Annotated in this window: 26 protein-coding genes and 1 tRNA gene; all 27 read left to right on the top strand. The window is 52.1% G+C overall.

The features are described 5' to 3' along the window. Positions 1–71 precede the first annotated feature (71 nt). The 27 genes from ICN24_RS05830 (at position 72) to ICN24_RS05700 (ending at position 14,252) form a co-directional block, all read left to right on the top strand. Positions 72–145 (top strand) — tRNA-Gly (locus ICN24_RS05830). A 467-nt stretch (positions 146–612) separates the two neighbouring features. Then, positions 613–1,041: a GNAT family N-acetyltransferase gene (locus tag ICN24_RS05825; protein WP_216221968.1), complete on the top strand. Its 429-nt coding sequence runs from the start codon at positions 613–615 to the stop codon at positions 1,039–1,041. Beyond that, the gene (locus ICN24_RS05820) at positions 1,042–1,377 is read left to right on the top strand and encodes a hypothetical protein (RefSeq protein WP_216221966.1); all 336 of its coding nucleotides are present in this window, start codon (positions 1,042–1,044) and stop codon (positions 1,375–1,377) included. Beyond that, positions 1,364–1,663 (top strand): hypothetical protein, encoded by a 300-nt coding sequence (locus ICN24_RS05815; protein WP_216221964.1) that lies wholly within the window; start codon positions 1,364–1,366, stop codon positions 1,661–1,663. Before ICN24_RS05820 ends, ICN24_RS05815 begins: the two co-directional genes overlap by 14 nt. Continuing rightward, entirely contained in the window at positions 1,660–2,040 is a 381-nt protein-coding gene (locus ICN24_RS05810; RefSeq protein ID WP_216221962.1) for a hypothetical protein, read from the top strand. Before ICN24_RS05815 ends, ICN24_RS05810 begins: the two co-directional genes overlap by 4 nt. Positions 2,041–2,068: 28 nt before the next feature. Further along, entirely contained in the window at positions 2,069–2,308 is a 240-nt protein-coding gene (locus ICN24_RS05805; RefSeq protein WP_216221960.1) for a hypothetical protein, read from the top strand. After that, positions 2,305–2,490, top strand: a complete 186-nt coding sequence (locus tag ICN24_RS05800; protein WP_216221959.1) for a hypothetical protein — start codon at positions 2,305–2,307, stop codon at positions 2,488–2,490. The genes ICN24_RS05805 and ICN24_RS05800 overlap by 4 nt, the downstream gene beginning before the upstream one ends. Further along, positions 2,487–2,747 (top strand): hypothetical protein, encoded by a 261-nt coding sequence (locus ICN24_RS05795; protein ID WP_216221958.1) that lies wholly within the window; start codon positions 2,487–2,489, stop codon positions 2,745–2,747. The genes ICN24_RS05800 and ICN24_RS05795 overlap by 4 nt, the downstream gene beginning before the upstream one ends. Before the next feature lie 89 nt (positions 2,748–2,836). Continuing rightward, on the top strand, positions 2,837–3,007 hold the full coding sequence (locus ICN24_RS05790) for a hypothetical protein (RefSeq protein ID WP_216221957.1): 171 nt from the start codon (positions 2,837–2,839) through the stop codon (positions 3,005–3,007). 243 nt (positions 3,008–3,250) lie between these two features. Further along, positions 3,251–4,420 carry a hypothetical protein gene (locus ICN24_RS05785; RefSeq protein ID WP_216221956.1) on the top strand — a complete coding sequence of 390 codons (1,170 nt, stop codon included), beginning with the start codon at positions 3,251–3,253 and terminating at the stop codon, positions 4,418–4,420. Continuing rightward, positions 4,417–5,334, top strand: a complete 918-nt coding sequence (locus ICN24_RS05780) for a recombinase RecT (protein ID WP_216221955.1) — start codon at positions 4,417–4,419, stop codon at positions 5,332–5,334. Before ICN24_RS05785 ends, ICN24_RS05780 begins: the two co-directional genes overlap by 4 nt. Beyond that, complete coding sequence (locus ICN24_RS05775; RefSeq protein ID WP_216221954.1) at positions 5,331–6,197, top strand: lambda exonuclease family protein; 867 nt, start codon at positions 5,331–5,333, stop codon at positions 6,195–6,197. The genes ICN24_RS05780 and ICN24_RS05775 overlap by 4 nt, the downstream gene beginning before the upstream one ends. Positions 6,198–6,217: 20 nt before the next feature. Next, complete coding sequence (locus ICN24_RS05770) at positions 6,218–6,520, top strand: hypothetical protein (protein WP_216221953.1); 303 nt, start codon at positions 6,218–6,220, stop codon at positions 6,518–6,520. A gap of 11 nt (positions 6,521–6,531) precedes the next feature. Beyond that, positions 6,532–7,494, top strand: a complete 963-nt coding sequence (locus ICN24_RS05765) for an RNA ligase family protein (protein WP_216221952.1) — start codon at positions 6,532–6,534, stop codon at positions 7,492–7,494. A gap of 50 nt (positions 7,495–7,544) precedes the next feature. Then, entirely contained in the window at positions 7,545–7,769 is a 225-nt protein-coding gene (locus ICN24_RS05760; protein WP_216221950.1) for a hypothetical protein, read from the top strand. A 42-nt stretch (positions 7,770–7,811) separates the two neighbouring features. Further along, a complete protein-coding gene (locus tag ICN24_RS05755; protein ID WP_216221949.1) occupies positions 7,812–8,018 on the top strand; it encodes a hypothetical protein in 207 nt (68 codons plus the stop codon). A gap of 23 nt (positions 8,019–8,041) precedes the next feature. Beyond that, complete coding sequence (ssb, locus tag ICN24_RS05750) at positions 8,042–8,551, top strand: single-stranded DNA-binding protein (protein ID WP_216221948.1); 510 nt, start codon at positions 8,042–8,044, stop codon at positions 8,549–8,551. Positions 8,552–8,660: 109 nt separating this feature from the next. Then, entirely contained in the window at positions 8,661–9,101 is a 441-nt protein-coding gene (locus ICN24_RS05745; RefSeq protein WP_216221947.1) for a hypothetical protein, read from the top strand. 46 nt (positions 9,102–9,147) lie between these two features. After that, on the top strand, positions 9,148–10,386 hold the full coding sequence (locus tag ICN24_RS05740) for an SPFH domain-containing protein (RefSeq protein ID WP_216221946.1): 1,239 nt from the start codon (positions 9,148–9,150) through the stop codon (positions 10,384–10,386). 3 nt (positions 10,387–10,389) lie between these two features. Further along, positions 10,390–11,280, top strand: coding sequence for a recombination-associated protein RdgC (locus ICN24_RS05735; protein WP_216221944.1), 891 nt, complete (start codon positions 10,390–10,392; stop codon positions 11,278–11,280). Then, the gene (locus ICN24_RS05730) at positions 11,277–11,600 is read left to right on the top strand and encodes a hypothetical protein (protein ID WP_216221943.1); all 324 of its coding nucleotides are present in this window, start codon (positions 11,277–11,279) and stop codon (positions 11,598–11,600) included. Before ICN24_RS05735 ends, ICN24_RS05730 begins: the two co-directional genes overlap by 4 nt. Next, positions 11,600–12,064 (top strand): hypothetical protein, encoded by a 465-nt coding sequence (locus ICN24_RS05725; RefSeq protein ID WP_216221942.1) that lies wholly within the window; start codon positions 11,600–11,602, stop codon positions 12,062–12,064. The genes ICN24_RS05730 and ICN24_RS05725 overlap by 1 nt, the downstream gene beginning before the upstream one ends. Before the next feature lie 20 nt (positions 12,065–12,084). Next, positions 12,085–12,783 (top strand): hypothetical protein, encoded by a 699-nt coding sequence (locus ICN24_RS05720; protein ID WP_216221941.1) that lies wholly within the window; start codon positions 12,085–12,087, stop codon positions 12,781–12,783. A gap of 157 nt (positions 12,784–12,940) precedes the next feature. Continuing rightward, positions 12,941–13,165 carry a hypothetical protein gene (locus ICN24_RS05715; protein WP_216221940.1) on the top strand — a complete coding sequence of 75 codons (225 nt, stop codon included), beginning with the start codon at positions 12,941–12,943 and terminating at the stop codon, positions 13,163–13,165. Next, a complete protein-coding gene (locus ICN24_RS05710; protein ID WP_216221939.1) occupies positions 13,152–13,373 on the top strand; it encodes a KTSC domain-containing protein in 222 nt (73 codons plus the stop codon). The genes ICN24_RS05715 and ICN24_RS05710 overlap by 14 nt, the downstream gene beginning before the upstream one ends. Then, the gene (locus ICN24_RS05705) at positions 13,370–13,717 is read left to right on the top strand and encodes a hypothetical protein (RefSeq protein WP_216221936.1); all 348 of its coding nucleotides are present in this window, start codon (positions 13,370–13,372) and stop codon (positions 13,715–13,717) included. Before ICN24_RS05710 ends, ICN24_RS05705 begins: the two co-directional genes overlap by 4 nt. Beyond that, complete coding sequence (locus ICN24_RS05700; RefSeq protein ID WP_216221935.1) at positions 13,707–14,252, top strand: hypothetical protein; 546 nt, start codon at positions 13,707–13,709, stop codon at positions 14,250–14,252. Before ICN24_RS05705 ends, ICN24_RS05700 begins: the two co-directional genes overlap by 11 nt. Positions 14,253–14,272: the final 20 nt, after the last annotated feature.

Here is a 14,272-nt window from a genome sequence, read left to right as displayed (position 1 = left end):
AACAGCTTCATATGCCATCGAAACTCGGGCCGCCAATATTGCCGGGGACGAATATGAAGAACGTGCACTATGCGGGTATAGCTCAATGGCAGAGCAACAGCTTTCCAAGCTGATGACCGGGGTTCGATCCCCCGTACCCACTCCAATACTCAAAAAAAATCTACTATTTGTTGTGTAGCCAACATTTTGTTGTCATAATCTGGGCAAATGTTTGGAGCTGTAGATGAACTGCACGCAATGTGGAAACAAAGAAACCAGGGTACTTGAGTCAAGACCAATGTCTGAAGGCATTGCTACGCGCAGACGGCGTGCCTGTGGTGAATGTGGGAACATTTTCAGCTCAATCGAGGTAGACGATTACTTGTGGGAAACCATCAAAAAATATGCGCTGAGCGAGTCGCATATAAACGCCATGAAAAAACGTCACGCGCTCCATGTGAGAAACACAGAAATCTTGGCGCTTCTGAAGTCCGGTGAGAAACATTCAGTAATCGGGAGCATGTATGGGCTATCCGATGGGATGATCTCAACGATTGCTCGAAAGGCTGGGGTGCCCTCATACGCGCGCCAGCGTGGCCTCTCTGCAGAATCGCCCAAGAAGGTAAAACGTAAATGAAATACAGCGTCCGACGGGTTGATCCTAAAGACCCAGAAATATGGGCAATATTGGAGCGAATGCAACTGCAATGCCTTCCAGGGGACATTCCTCAAAAACCCAAAGAAGGCTATTGGTGGATCTGCTATGCAGAGACTGGAATTCCTATTGGGTTCGCTGGTATGGTGCACAGCATCAGATGGGAGCAAACGGGCTATCTTTCTCGCTCCGGTATTCTTCCTGCGCACCAAGGGAAAGGACTTCAGAAGCGCCTCATCAAGGCACGGGTGGTCAAAGCAAAACAACTTGGATGGAAGTGGCTCTTGTCAGACACTTCTGAAAACCCAGCATCAGCAAATTCATTGATCAGTTGCGGATTCAAGATGTACGAACCTCGCCATGTGTATGGCCTAAAAACAAGCCTTTATTGGCGTAAGAAAATTTAAATGAATACCAGAGTTAAACCCGATGGCGACTTTGCTGCACAGCAAGCAGGCCGTATGCGAGAGCTTCTACATCAGCGTGGAACACTTCCACGCGATGATCTTGAGTACCTAGTCATTGCCATTGACAAGCTGCGCGATGAGCGCTTGAAGTCATGCATTGCTGAATTGATTGGATGGTCGGATGATGACCGCGCGGAAATAGAGACTTTCGTGGCTATCGCCATTGAAGTTATGAAGAAAACCAATGTCTCCAAGCTACGCGACGCGGCAAGAATTGTAGAGCTGCGCTATCTGGTGCAAAACATTGAGGGAGAAAAAGGCAATGCAGCTAAGTAAAACCACCCTAGCCCGCCTGCGTGGCTATGTCTTCTTCGTCGTGAACGGCAAGCGCTTCTGGCGCTACGACGACGCCCGCGCCGAGCGTGTGCGCATCACTGATGCCAATGAGCCTGTGGAGTTCGCAGGCTGGAATCTGCTCATCGGATGGCGCTGGTTCTACCTGACGATCAAGCTTGGCAGCCCAGCGTGCGTGATGACGGGCAACCCAAACCCTGAAGCTCATCCAGTGCGCGCCTCAGCGTTGGCATCAACTCCGCGCCTCACTGCGGCATCCGAGCTATGAAGGGCCTACTTGACCTTGATGGCGAGAACCGTGCTGTGCGCATGTTCTTGGCGCTATACGGCGGAGCCTGTGGCGTGACTATTGGCAAGATGCGCAAGCACCTTGAGATGGCTGGATTCAACGGGGATGCTTGGCCCGCGTGGGCTGCACTGGCACATGACGACGTCCACCTGACCAAGATGGGCGCTCAGGATTGGCTGCGTCACCTGTTCGATTTAGAGCGAAACATCGACACATCCGAAAAACGTGTACACATTTCGGACAAAAACGTACACATCACACCCGTAGCAGAGATGCCACCCACCTTTCGCGCATACATTCGCAAGGGGTTAGCTGACGGTACACTGCAAATAATCGGAGCGGTAAATGCCTCTTGAACAACACCCAACAAAGCCGGACATGCTCGTGTTCCGTTCGCGCCGCTATGCGCTTAACTGGGGCGACGAAGCCAGCAAAGGCGTACACGTGCCGTCACTGCGTGGCTTAAATGAGGCTGAGTCACTGGTTCTTCTCCAAGCTGGCTATAACCCTGAGAAGTTCCGCCGCGTGCTCGCCTTCAATGACAAGCCAACCCCCATCAGCCAATGCCAGTTCGGTGAGATGTGCGTGCAATGCAATCAGCCGAGCAAGAAAGAAACCCAATGACCACCGAATACACACTCACACCGGAAGAGCTCAAGGCTGCAGCCAGAAAGCTCTGCAAGATCCGCGGCATCAGCCCGTACTTCATGGCCGGCAACGCGGTCGCTACAGAGCTGGCGGAGTTTGAGATCAAGAAGCTGATGGAGCTCATCCAGGCAATTGACCACGCAAAGGCTATCCCATGACCGAACTAGAAAAAATTGTCAAAGAGTCACACGTCGCATGGGCGCTTGACTACGGCGAGTGCATCCCAGATGAGGTGCTTGAAAAGTTTGCGCACTTGGTGATCGACTGGGTCGCCTGTCAGCACTTTGAGCAATGCCACGAACACCGGCCAATTCAGAACTGGATTCTCTCCACCAAGGCGCTGCTCAACCACAAGCTACTGCCAGGTATCACAGCAAAACAAATTGAGGACCACAAATGGAGCACAACCGAGTAATCAACCCAGGCATGACAACCGACAGCGAGCCGACGCCACGGCTGCATGCAGACCGCTGGCAACAGCACGCAGTCACCCAGCAGATTGAGATGTGCCGAGGCGGATGGCTAGGCGTGTGGGATGCATTTGTGTCGGCTATCACCCGCAAGCCGCGCTTCACAATCGCTCAGCCAGTGACGCTGTCCGTTTGGGCCAAGTGCGCCGAGGGTGTGACGCCGCAGTTATCGATCACACAGACCCAACTCGAGGCCCACCAATGAAGCGGCGTAGCGATGGCACAGCTTTTGACTGGCGTAAAAAGCCCTTATCAATTCCCGAGTTCATTCCAACAAAGAATCCTCCACCAGAAGCAAGCGAGAGAATCGATGTGTTGCTGGCTGGAAAGACATCAAAAATAAATATCCTTCATTTTTTGTCGGACATTTTAATATTTTGTTGATATATCAACTTTTTGTTTGTTAGAATTCGCTCGTCAGTTTCATCAAGCAATTTAGGAGCACCATATGGCCGACAACCAAAACACCGCGACCGTCGCGGATTCTTCCGTAGCACTTGTGCCTGTTGAGCAGAGGGCTGCCGTTGCACTTGGAAGCAGCAAGACAGAGGAAGACCTGAAGGCTTTAGCCATCAAGCATGCCAACATCATCAAAGTTGTTGACAAGAACGGCCGTGAGCAAGCACACCGTGCTGCCATGGAAGTTCGCACTGCTCGCACAACCATCACAAAGGTCGCCAAGGCGGCTCGCGATGATGCAACCAAATTCTCAGCTGCCGTCATTGCTGAAGAGAAGCGCCTGCTAGACATCATCGACGCCGAAGAAGAGCGCTTATTCACCCTTCGCGATGAGTGGGACGCAGAGCAAGCCCGCTTGGCTGCCGAGAAGGCTGCTGCCGAGAAGACACGCATCGACGCCATCAAGACTGCGATTGACAGCATCCGAGCAATCCCTAGCAACGTCGCCAACGCGAGTTCTGATGTGATCATGGCCGCCGGCAAAGATCTCTACAAGCTTGAGATCACCGAAGAGCACTATCAAGAATTCCTGCAAGAGGCTGGAGCCGAGAAGTCCAAGGCGCTTGACGCGCTGGCTGACATTCTCAGCGCTGCCAAATCACGCGAGGCAGAGGCTGCACGTATTGAAGCTCAGCGCATTGAGAACGAGCGCGTCGCCGCCGAGAACGCACGTATCGCCGCAGAACTTGCGGCGCAACAAGCTGCAATCGCCGCACAAGCTGAAGCCCAGCGCATCGCCGCTCAGGCCGAGGCACAGAAAGCCATCGACGAAGCCAACGCCAAATCACGTCAGGAAGCCGCGGAGCGCGCTGAAATGTTGAAGAAGCAGGAAGACGCGTTCGCGGTTGAGAAAGCCGCTGCTGAGGCCATCCTCAAAGAGCAGCAAGACAAACTCAACGCAGAGATCGCTGTGATTGCCAAAGCCAACGCAGAGCGTGCAGCACAAGAGTTAGCCGCCAAGGTGGCCAAGGAGCTCGAGGAAGCTAACGCCCGTCTCAAGGCCCAGGAAGAGGCGAAGGCTCTGCGTATGGCCGCTCTGCGCGACCGTGCCGACGCAATCGTCGACGCCATCGCCAACCAGTTCGAAGTCGAGCACAGCACCGCCGTCGAGTACTTGCTCGAGGCAGCCGACTACCTGCGTGATGAGGTGACTGCATGAGCAAAATCGCAATCGTAGAGAACCAGATTCTCTCCCTTGAAGGCGCGTTCAACGACGTGCTGTCAGACAAGGCAATCAAGTTCAAGGCGGAGGCTGAGTTCGCCGTCCAGGTCTTGATGAACAACGACTACTCGCTGGGAATTGCAGTCAAGAACCCTGACTCAGTGCGCAATGCAGTTATGAATCTGGCCGCTATTGGATTGAGCCTGAACCCTGCGAAGAAGCAGGCCTATCTGGTCCCACGCAAGAACGCCATCTGCCTTGACATCAGCTACATGGGCCTGGTTGAACTGGCCATTGCCAGCGGTTCTGTGCGCATGGTCACCGCACGGCTCGTGCATGCCAATGATGACTTTGAGATGAACGGCCTTGACCGTGAGCCAACTCACAAATACAAGCCATTTGCAAAAGACCGCGGTGCAGTTGTTGGTGTGTTCTGTGCGGCCAAGACCAACTACGGCGACTGGGTCACAGACCTCATGGATATCGAAGAGGTCTTTGCCATCCGAGACCGTTCTGAGTCATGGAAGAGCGGCCAGAAAGGCCCGTGGAAAACTGATGAGGGCGAGATGATCAAAAAGACCATTGTCAAGCGCGCCAGCAAGATGTGGCCAAAGACAGACCGCTTGGACGAGGCCATCCACCACCTGAACACAGACGGTGGCGAGGGCGTTGTCGAGGTCATCGGTGGCCGCGATACCGGTGTTGCTGCCTTTGATGTCGACCACTGGCTTGATGCTGTGCGTGCTGCCAATACGGACGAAGAGTTCATGACTCAGTACAAGGCAGCCGGCGCCGCCGCTATTGCTGCCAAGGCTGGCCAGCAGCATGCCTATTTCAAGCAGCAGGCGGTTGAGATCCGCACCGCGCTGCATGCCCGTCTGAACCCTGAAACTGCTGAGGAGCAACAATGATTTTTATTGACTGCGAACAAGGCACGCCAGAGTGGCATGCCGCCCGCGCTGGCGTTATCACAGCGAGCACATTCTCTGATGCGCTCGCGACCGTGGGCGGCCTCACCGAGCAGCAGCAGATCTACGTCTCCGCCCTACAAAGCGGATGCAGTGAATCGGCTGCGCTGGAGAAGGCCAAATACAAGAATCGCCCGACGTCCGAGACTGTAGCAAAGGCGCTACGCGGAGAGGTAATTGGATCACCCTCCGACGGCAGCGAGCAAATTGCGATTGATACGGCCATCGAGCGCATTTCTGGCGAGCCCTATGGCGACACCTTCCAGACCTACGCAATGAAGCGTGGAAGCGAGCAGGAGGCCTTTGCGCGCATGCGTTACGAGTCCGAGCGCAGCGAACTCGTTGAAGAGTGCGGCATCGTGCTCACCGACGACCGCCTGTTCGGCTACAGCACCGACGGCTTCGTTGGCAAGGACGGCATGATCGAGGTTAAGACTCCGATCAACAGCCTGAAGATCGTGCGAATGATTCAGACCGGCGACGTCAGCGAGTACATCCACCAGATTCAAGGTGGCCTGTGGATCACCGGCCGCCTGTGGTGCGACTTCATCATGTACGTGCCACCGCTCAAGGGCAACGGCAACGACCTCTACGTCAAGCGCATCTTCCGTGATGAGAACTTCATCGAAGAAATGGAGACTGGCCTGCTGAAGTTCAATAAGCGTGTCGATGAGTATATGAAAACTCTGTCGACCCCATTCTCTGGTGCAGGTGTTGTTTCAACAGCGCCAACTCCAGTCGCTCCGAGCGCTGTCGCGGCAAAGGATTTTCCTGTGCCACAATCTGCCGCTTCGATTTTTGCCTAATTTTTAACAGAAAGTTTTACATGAAAGATTTTGTTTTTAAAGTTCTCGTGCTGGCTGCAACAATTTTTGTTGCGATTCCTCTTATGGTCCTTTGGCAAGGGTGGGCAGCTAGCACGCTGTGGTTATGGTTTGCTGTGCCGCTTGGCATGCCTGAAATCAGCATTGTCACAGCTGCTGGCCTTGCTCTGTTTTTGTCTGCGCTCAAGCTGAACAAGGCAAACAAATCATGTGGTAGCTCCAGTCAAGTTGATTCGATTGCCGCATCAATCATCATCCCACCAGTCGTCGTGCTCGTTGGCTGGATTCTCAAAACCTTTGCATAAGAAAGAAACCCATGAGCAAATTAGCAGTCATCGGAACAGTAGAGAAGATCATCACGATTGATGGCGCAGACCGAATTCAGCAGGCCATAGTTGACTGTGGCGCAGAAGGTCAGTGGAGCGGAGTTGTCACCAAAGAAGTCAACAGTGGCGACAAAGTTGTGGTACTCCTGCAAGATGCCCTACTCCCACCAAGTGATCGTTGGGCATTTATGGAAAAATCAAAATGGCGCGTGCGCATGGCGCGATTCAAGGGTGTTCCTAGTGAATGTGTGATCTTGCCGGCGAAGAATGAAGAGCTTCTGGAAAATGGTTATGACCTGACTGAAATTCTGGGGATCACAAAGTACTCGAAGCCGATTCCATCAGAGATGGCTGGAGTTGCTCGTGGAAACTTTCCTGCATTTATTCCAAAGACAGATGAGAGCAACTATCAACGTATTCGCGGACTTGAAGACTTGATGGATGGTGTTGACTGGTATGCGACCGCAAAGATCGATGGCACAAGCTGCACCGTCTGGAATGATCAAGATGGTCTGCATGTATGCAGTCGCAATCTTGAGTTGGATGAAGAGAGTGACACTGGTGCAACAAATGTTTATTGGCGTGCTGCACGAATGTACGGCCTTGATCGCGTCATGCCAGGGGTAGCTTTGCAGTTTGAGATTGCCGGGCCTGGAATTCAGGGCAATCCAATGGGATTGGATGAGATTGGAATTTTTGTATTTACAGCATATTCAATCGGAGATCACAAGCGTTTGCCATTTGCTGGACTGATGGCGATCTGCCTTGCTTTCGAGCTACCCGTTGCCCCAATCGTTGGCGGTGGTTGCGGATACCCTGGAGAAGAATCCCTTCGCAACATTGCTGCAAATGTTTTATACCCAAATGGTAAGCAAGCAGAAGGCATTGTTGTGCGTGATGTTGGAAGTCATGACATCAGCTTTAAAGTGATTTCGCTCGAATACAAAGATTGAACACAAGACCCTTCCCTTTCATTAACACAGCAACCTAGAAAGACAAAATCATGCGTGGAAAATTGGCTAAGCGCCTTCGCAAGCTAGCAAAGCTTGAAATGTCATCCGGATCAAAAACAGTTGATCGTGAACTTGTGCTTGCGCGCCTGCGCGGCGCTGATCGCATCATCAATGAGCCGATGACCGTACGTGCAATGTATCTAAACCTGAAGATGGCTTACAAAGAGTCTGTTCACAAGGGATTGATATCCCGACAAAATACATCGGATATTTAATTTTTTGTTGCAAAGTCAACATTTTGTTGGATAATAAACATTATGGATAACAACCAGCAGCTTGCGTATTACACGCAAAAGATCAAAGAAATGCTGACCCGCGTTCCACAAAAAGTGAATGCTGGTTCCTACGATGGTGCTGTCGCATACAAGAAGTGTGTGATGTCTGCCAGAAAAGCGATTGAGACCAATCGCCCCAACCTGACCAAAGTGATCAGCGCCCATAACCAACTCAATTCCTATTACTAACCCACCGGGCAAGAAAGAAAGACATGGCATCAGTAAATAAAGTTATCCTCGTTGGCAATTGCGGCCGTGACCCAGAGGTCCGCTATTTGCCAAGCGGCCAAGCCGTGGCCAACATTAGCATTGCCACCAGCTCCAAGCGCAAAGATAAACAAACCGGCGACGTCATTGAAGACACTCAATGGCATCGCATCACCTTCTATGACCGCTTGGCAGAAATTGCTGGCGAGTACATCAAGAAGGGCCGTCCAGTCTATGTAGAAGGCCGACTAAAGTATGGCGTCTATACAGATAAGGCTACGGGCGTAGAGAAGGCAACGTGCGACATCATCGCCACCGAATTGCAATTGCTTGGTGGTCGCGATGACGGCCAGCAAGGCGGCGGACAACAAGGCAACGCTCAGCGCTCACAAGGCAATCAGCAGCGTCAGCCACAAGGACAGCAGCGCCAAGCCCCACGAGGGCAGCAGCGCCAGCCAGCGTCTACGCCATCTCATGGCGGATTCGATGACATGTGTGACGATATTCCGTTCTAAACCAAATTTGGGGAACGCTTAATCCAGACCCGACCTGCTTGCCTACCAGCGCCTGTCCTCCAGAGAAAGCCAGTACCCAATCTTTTCCCCTCAACTTTGAAAGAAAACTATGTCAGAAAAAATCATCCCTACCGTTGGCCGCATTGTTTGGTTCACACCTGCAGATCATGACGGCATCGGTCAATTGAATGGCCAACCCTTGGCTGCCATCGTGGCCGGCGTACACAGCGACACATCTGTGAACTTGGCTGTGTTTGATGCCTATGGAAACACCCAGCAGCGCAGCAGCGTGCGCTTGGTCCAACCAGGCGAAGACAAGCCAGACGGTGGTTCATACGCCTCTTGGATGCCCTACCAAGTGAAATCCGCTGGCATTGAGTTGCCTGTGGTTGATGCCCCTGCGCTCGCAAGCGACACACCTGAGACCGATGACAACGGCGACGAAGTGGTCGACGCTGAAGTGCGCAACACAGACGCCGAGCAGACCCCTGATGCAGAGTCAGGCGACGAGTCTCCCGCAGGCAGCGAGACTGCAGAAGAGTCCAAGTAAGCAGCCCGGCCAGGGTGACAAAACCCTGGCCAACTCGGAGAATCACATGAAGTTTTTGGAATTATTTACATCATCAACTGTTTGGCGAGTTGTTGCCACAGTTATTGTCTACTCGGCATGCTCAGTGCTCAACTACATCTTGCGATTAACAGCGTCTGTTGCAATTAGCAACGCAGCGGTTGGACAGCTTGATAACAGCGATGCCGCATATGGACAGTTCGTGTTGATGAATCACTTTGTTAGCGGTCAGTCTTTGACGGCCATTCTTTGTTTGGCTCTATGGTTGGCGATCTGGTGGAAGCCATTGAAAAGCCTGAGCCCAAAGGCCCCATCAGTTGGCTTGATTGCCATCTTGTTCATCATTGCAATCTCTGTCTCGAGTCCTGCACATGCGTACTACGATAAGACCGACCGAGCTGAATGGGTGAACATCGAGGCCAACCAGTCCGCCTTCTTAATCCCTGCCGTGGGAGCCAACAAGACGTCACAAAAGCAGTTTGGCTCCATTGAGTACTTGGCTGACAATAAGGTGGCCGCCAAGCGTGTTCAAATCCCTCACGTGGTCGCGGCAAACACAGCCTTAGTGAGCGACTACTACGTGCCTAGCGCGACGCTGTACCTGGTGGATCGCACGCCATACACGAGAGAATGGGTAAATGCATCTGACCGCGGCACGTCGACCAAGAAGGAAGGCTTCCACTTCGAGAGTGCCGACTCAATCAACCTGCGCACTGGCATCACCATCAGCGCCTCGGTCGCCGAAGAGGATGCAGCGAAGTTCTTTTACTGGTTTGGCACGGGTGCAGTCCAGAATAACCAAGCGCCTGAAGCAGTCTTCGCCTCTGTCAAATATGGAAAGAGTCTCGCCGAGGTTATGGACTCAGTCGTTCGAGCCAAGGCGCAGCAAGTTCTGGCCCGTGAGTTTGCCAAGCGCAAGTTCTTGACTGCTATCACTGAAAAGGCAGCCATCATGGACGCGGTTGAGCAGGCCGTCAAAGACGAGTTCTCCAAGAAGGGCATCACCATCGCCTTCGTAGGCTATGCCGAAGAGCTGAGCTTTGATGGCCGCATCCAGAAGGCATTGGACGACAGCATCATCGCCAGCATTCAGTACGCCAACAAAGACGCGATGTTTGCTGTGGTTGAGCTGAACAAGAAGACAGCTGAAATTGGCATCATCAACGCTCAGGCAGCGACGATGCAGAAGTGGAATGGCGTGATCAACTTCCCATTCTTTGTGCCAGATAGCATCGCCCAAGCGCTTGCAACCTACATGAAGAAGTAAGTCATGTTCAAGAACGCAACCATTTACAAACTGGGCGCACTCCCTGATGGCGGCATCATCGCCGCCGAGGAGTCAATGAAGGCCGACGAGTTCGCACCTTGTGGCTCATCGCAAGAGAAGTCTGTCGGCTGGGTGTGCCCACGTGGCCACGAGTACGGCGCGATGATTGAGAGCAGCGACGGGCATCACTTTGCTCGACTCGCTATTGAGACCAAGTCCGTACCGTCTAGCGAACTCACCAAGCACACCGAAGCACGCTGCGCAGAGATTGAGGCCACTACAGGCCGCAAACCTGGCAAGAAAGAGCGCAAAGAGATCAAGTCTGACGTGCACATGCAGCTGCTGCCGAAGGCCTTCCCGAAGCGCAAAGACGTGCTGGTCTGGATTGATGAAGCGAACCAGCGAATCGTGGTCGATACCAGCTCATCCGCTGTGGCTGACACAGTCGTGGTGCAGCTCGCACGCATCGGCTTCACAGTCCTGATGCTCAACACCGTACAGAGCGCTGGCGCATTCATGCTCAACACGCTACTAGGCTTTGAAGATGACACAGTGCCGCAGAACTTCTCACTCGGTCGCGAGTGTGAACTCCAAGCGCTCGATGAATCCAAAGCGCGAGCCACGTTCAAGAACCACCCTCTGGATGGCGATGACGTGTGCGACCACATCAAGCAGGGTAAGAGCGTCACCAAGCTCGGCCTGTGTACCGCCAATGCGTCATTCGTGATGAGTGACTCAATGGTGCTTAAGAAGATTGACCTGATTTGGGAAGAGTCAAAATCAGAAGATGACGACGCGTTTGATGCCGACGTCTTCGTGACGACCAAAGTGCTCGGTGATGCGATTACCAACCTAATCGCCTCACTCGGCGGAGAGCTTGAGGTAGAAGCATGACAGACACACAACCAGAATACACAGGCGGTAGCGTGAGCTACTACAAGGTCAACATTGAAAATCCCACCTCTGGCGGAGCTCCGTACTCAGCCGAGTGCAACGACATCATCGAGGCGCTTGGGATGAACTACGCGGAGGGTAATGCTTTTAAGGCTATTTGGCGCCGATGTGCCGCCAAGTCGCTAGGCAAAGCAAAGGCTGGCTATAAGGATGGAATCTACGACGCCGAAAAAGTCGTCTTTTTTGGTGAACGTATGGTTGCTCAGGAGAAGTTTATTGCCGCGTCCAATCGCATACAATTCGTTGACAACAAAACATAATGTTTAACATGAACCAAAACAAAACTAACTTCACAAGAACCTCAGACTGGCTGGCCGCATGCGGAAAAGAGCCTAATGAAAAAAATCTCTCATTGCAGTTTGGATGTCATCTTGAAGAGCTCATGGAGCAGATCGATGAGGTGATTCTTGTTGGATCAGTTTCAGACAATGAGTCTCTTGAGATGGCTGCAACTCGCATCAAGGGAATTGCTCATCGCCTAAAGACAGGGGCAACAGGAATTCGCATCAAAAATCGTGAGAAGTTTTTAGATGCACTGTGCGATGGAGAGGTGACTGGCAACGGCGTTGCATTCATGGCAAACATGGATAAGAACGAAGCAGATCGCAGGGTCCTAGCAACGAACGATATGAAGCTTGTCAACGGCAAGCCAGTCCTATCGCCGGGTGGAAAGATCATGAAGCCACCAGGATGGGTGGCCCCGTACTTGGGCGATTGCGTCTAATGAAGGCCTGTAGTTCCTGCTTGCAGTCAAAGCCGGCTGCGCTCTTCCCTGTAAAAGGGCTGAAGTGCAAGGCCTGCCTATCCGACTACAACAGGAATTACAGGGCAAAAAATACTGATCGTTTGCGAGAGCTGTCAAAGGATTACTACGAGGCTAACAAAGACGCAGTGATCGAGAGGTCTCGCAAGTATTATGCTAAAAACAAAGCGGAGATACTGAAGGCGCAAAAAGCATCTTACGACCCGGAGCAGGCTAAGGCTTACCGAGCAAGGGTAGACGATCAGATTAAAGATTACCGCAAGGCTTATTGGCTTAGCTTGACTGAGGAACAGAAGCAGCAGAAACGCCAAAGAGCGCGCGACCTGAAGGTGACCGAAGAGCAGTCCAAGAAGCGGCGAGAGAATCGCAAGCGCTGGATTGAGAAGAATCGTGACGCCAGAAGGTTGAGCATCTCCTCATACAGAGCCTCAAAAGCAGGGAGCGTGGCCGTGTGGGATAAGGAGCTGACTGAGTTTACATTCAAGGAAGCCTATCGACTTTGCTCTTTGCGAGAATCGATGACCGGTCTGAAATGGCACATTGATCACTTCATTCCATTGCGCTCAAGAGTCGCTTGCGGCCTTCATGTGTGGAGCAATTTTGCAGTCGTCCCAGCCGAATACAACATCAGAAAGAGTAACAAATTAATGACAGAGAATCAAAAAATGGGGTGGCTATGACGGCTCCGGCCGCCCTACCTGGAAGCATGCAGAACACACGCCCTCTCAAGGTGTGTTCGAAGTGCAGCAAGCCATCGGAGCCCTCCGGCGGCGTGCAGTTTTCATCAACCAAGTGGCGTTGTGCAGCCTGCTGGCGCTCGTTTCAATTCAAGAAGTAATGCTCAATTTTCTCCTACTCATCTACGCTCTGTCGGCTGCTGTTGTTGGCTGGCATTTTTGGAAAACGTGCCTTTGCGATGAGTCGTACATCACTCTCAAGGAGGCTATGCAGTACGCGCTAGTCGTCACGATTCCCGGGTTCAACACAATCCTAGCCTGCGCCATTCTCTGGGAGGCAATCGACGACGTCGTGATCTGGAGGCGTAAAAATGACAAAGCGTGATCTACCAATTACACAAGTGAAGTCGAGCAATGTGCACGGCTATCACTATGACCCTACAGTCCGCGTGCTGACCATTCAGTTCAAAACTGGCAAGAGCTACAAGTATGCGGATGTGTCCCCAGATTCCATGGGTAAGCTTCTTGCAGCCGACTCATTTGGTTCACATCTATCAAAGCACATCATCAAGAAACACAAGGTGATCACATGAGCGTTCAAAACGAACTTGATTCTTTCGTAAATGATGTTCAGGAGATCATCAACAACACGATAAAAATCAAAGGCCAAGAATTTGCTGATGCAGTTGCCGTGCAGTTTGAGATTTTTCAAGTTGGAGAAATACTGGGCCGGATTGTCGGGCCTTTGGATGATAAATATTTCTCCGATCTTGCGGAGCAGTGCATCACACTCGTTGCTGGGATCAGCTCAAAGGTGGCTGTAGGTCTGACCATTGAGCAAGTACAAGAGGCAAAGGTCATGGCAGACCAGCTCATTGCAAGACGCCAACGCGTCAATCAAAAAATTCGTGAGGAGATCTCAAAAAATGCTGACTAATATTTTGACAAAAACAATTAGCGAGATTGAGCACAACTTGGAGGAGTCCGGAAATCTCCCTGATGGCACAATCTTTAATCTAGCCAATTACCCGTTGCCACAAACGCACTGGAGCGTCCGCCAAGCGTTTAATGTCCCGCCGATGCCTATGCGCATGGGTGCAGGTGATCCACGTCGTGAGCGGATGTCTGAGGCCCTTCAGGCTGCTGGTGAATATGCAGTGCGCATGGCTACCAACAATGGCGAGCTGGCTGAATCAGATCCAGACGAATTTATTGATCATCTCGAGGTTGGTTTCTTCGGCTATTTTACCGAAGATGGCCTTAGCGATGATGAGTGGAACAATCCGCCAGAAAGTGGTGAGTACTTGGATCTCTTGGGGGAGCAAGACCCCGATGCATCATGGCTAAGCTTGGCGCATGTCATCTGCTCAGAAGCCGGCATTCCAAACGGTGACATCGCAGATCGCCTTAGTTTGTTGCGAGACATTCTAGAGACGCTACGAACCAACTTTGACAACATGGACCTGTCTTAATCACAACTGAAAAAATTAAA

The organism is Polynucleobacter sp. UK-Kesae-W10, assembly GCF_018881575.1.
Classification (GTDB): domain Bacteria; phylum Pseudomonadota; class Gammaproteobacteria; order Burkholderiales; family Burkholderiaceae; genus Polynucleobacter.
Note: the sequence above shows the minus strand (reverse complement) of the source record. Positions and strands in the feature narration are given on the sequence as shown.

Bases quoted from the DNA above. Each gene is read 5' to 3' on its own strand.
- ICN24_RS05825 (WP_216221968.1), top strand. From the start codon at position 613: ATGAAATACAGCGTCCGACGGGTTGATCCTAAAGACCCAGAAATATGG.
- ICN24_RS05820 (WP_216221966.1), top strand. From the start codon at position 1,042: ATGAATACCAGAGTTAAACCCGATGGCGACTTTGCTGCACAGCAAGCA.
- ICN24_RS05815 (WP_216221964.1), top strand. From the start codon at position 1,364: ATGCAGCTAAGTAAAACCACCCTAGCCCGCCTGCGTGGCTATGTCTTC.
- ICN24_RS05810 (WP_216221962.1), top strand. From the start codon at position 1,660: ATGAAGGGCCTACTTGACCTTGATGGCGAGAACCGTGCTGTGCGCATG.
- ICN24_RS05800 (WP_216221959.1), top strand. From the start codon at position 2,305: ATGACCACCGAATACACACTCACACCGGAAGAGCTCAAGGCTGCAGCC.
- ICN24_RS05795 (WP_216221958.1), top strand. From the start codon at position 2,487: ATGACCGAACTAGAAAAAATTGTCAAAGAGTCACACGTCGCATGGGCG.
- ICN24_RS05790 (WP_216221957.1), top strand. From the start codon at position 2,837: ATGTGCCGAGGCGGATGGCTAGGCGTGTGGGATGCATTTGTGTCGGCT.
- ICN24_RS05785 (WP_216221956.1), top strand. From the start codon at position 3,251: ATGGCCGACAACCAAAACACCGCGACCGTCGCGGATTCTTCCGTAGCA.
- ICN24_RS05780 (WP_216221955.1), top strand. From the start codon at position 4,417: ATGAGCAAAATCGCAATCGTAGAGAACCAGATTCTCTCCCTTGAAGGC.
- ICN24_RS05775 (WP_216221954.1), top strand. From the start codon at position 5,331: ATGATTTTTATTGACTGCGAACAAGGCACGCCAGAGTGGCATGCCGCC.
- ICN24_RS05770 (WP_216221953.1), top strand. From the start codon at position 6,218: ATGAAAGATTTTGTTTTTAAAGTTCTCGTGCTGGCTGCAACAATTTTT.
- ICN24_RS05765 (WP_216221952.1), top strand. From the start codon at position 6,532: ATGAGCAAATTAGCAGTCATCGGAACAGTAGAGAAGATCATCACGATT.
- ICN24_RS05760 (WP_216221950.1), top strand. From the start codon at position 7,545: ATGCGTGGAAAATTGGCTAAGCGCCTTCGCAAGCTAGCAAAGCTTGAA.
- ICN24_RS05755 (WP_216221949.1), top strand. From the start codon at position 7,812: ATGGATAACAACCAGCAGCTTGCGTATTACACGCAAAAGATCAAAGAA.
- ssb (WP_216221948.1), top strand. From the start codon at position 8,042: ATGGCATCAGTAAATAAAGTTATCCTCGTTGGCAATTGCGGCCGTGAC.
- ICN24_RS05745 (WP_216221947.1), top strand. From the start codon at position 8,661: ATGTCAGAAAAAATCATCCCTACCGTTGGCCGCATTGTTTGGTTCACA.
- ICN24_RS05740 (WP_216221946.1), top strand. From the start codon at position 9,148: ATGAAGTTTTTGGAATTATTTACATCATCAACTGTTTGGCGAGTTGTT.
- ICN24_RS05735 (WP_216221944.1), top strand. From the start codon at position 10,390: ATGTTCAAGAACGCAACCATTTACAAACTGGGCGCACTCCCTGATGGC.
- ICN24_RS05730 (WP_216221943.1), top strand. From the start codon at position 11,277: ATGACAGACACACAACCAGAATACACAGGCGGTAGCGTGAGCTACTAC.
- ICN24_RS05725 (WP_216221942.1), top strand. From the start codon at position 11,600: ATGTTTAACATGAACCAAAACAAAACTAACTTCACAAGAACCTCAGAC.
- ICN24_RS05715 (WP_216221940.1), top strand. From the start codon at position 12,941: ATGCTCAATTTTCTCCTACTCATCTACGCTCTGTCGGCTGCTGTTGTT.
- ICN24_RS05710 (WP_216221939.1), top strand. From the start codon at position 13,152: ATGACAAAGCGTGATCTACCAATTACACAAGTGAAGTCGAGCAATGTG.
- ICN24_RS05705 (WP_216221936.1), top strand. From the start codon at position 13,370: ATGAGCGTTCAAAACGAACTTGATTCTTTCGTAAATGATGTTCAGGAG.
- ICN24_RS05700 (WP_216221935.1), top strand. From the start codon at position 13,707: ATGCTGACTAATATTTTGACAAAAACAATTAGCGAGATTGAGCACAAC.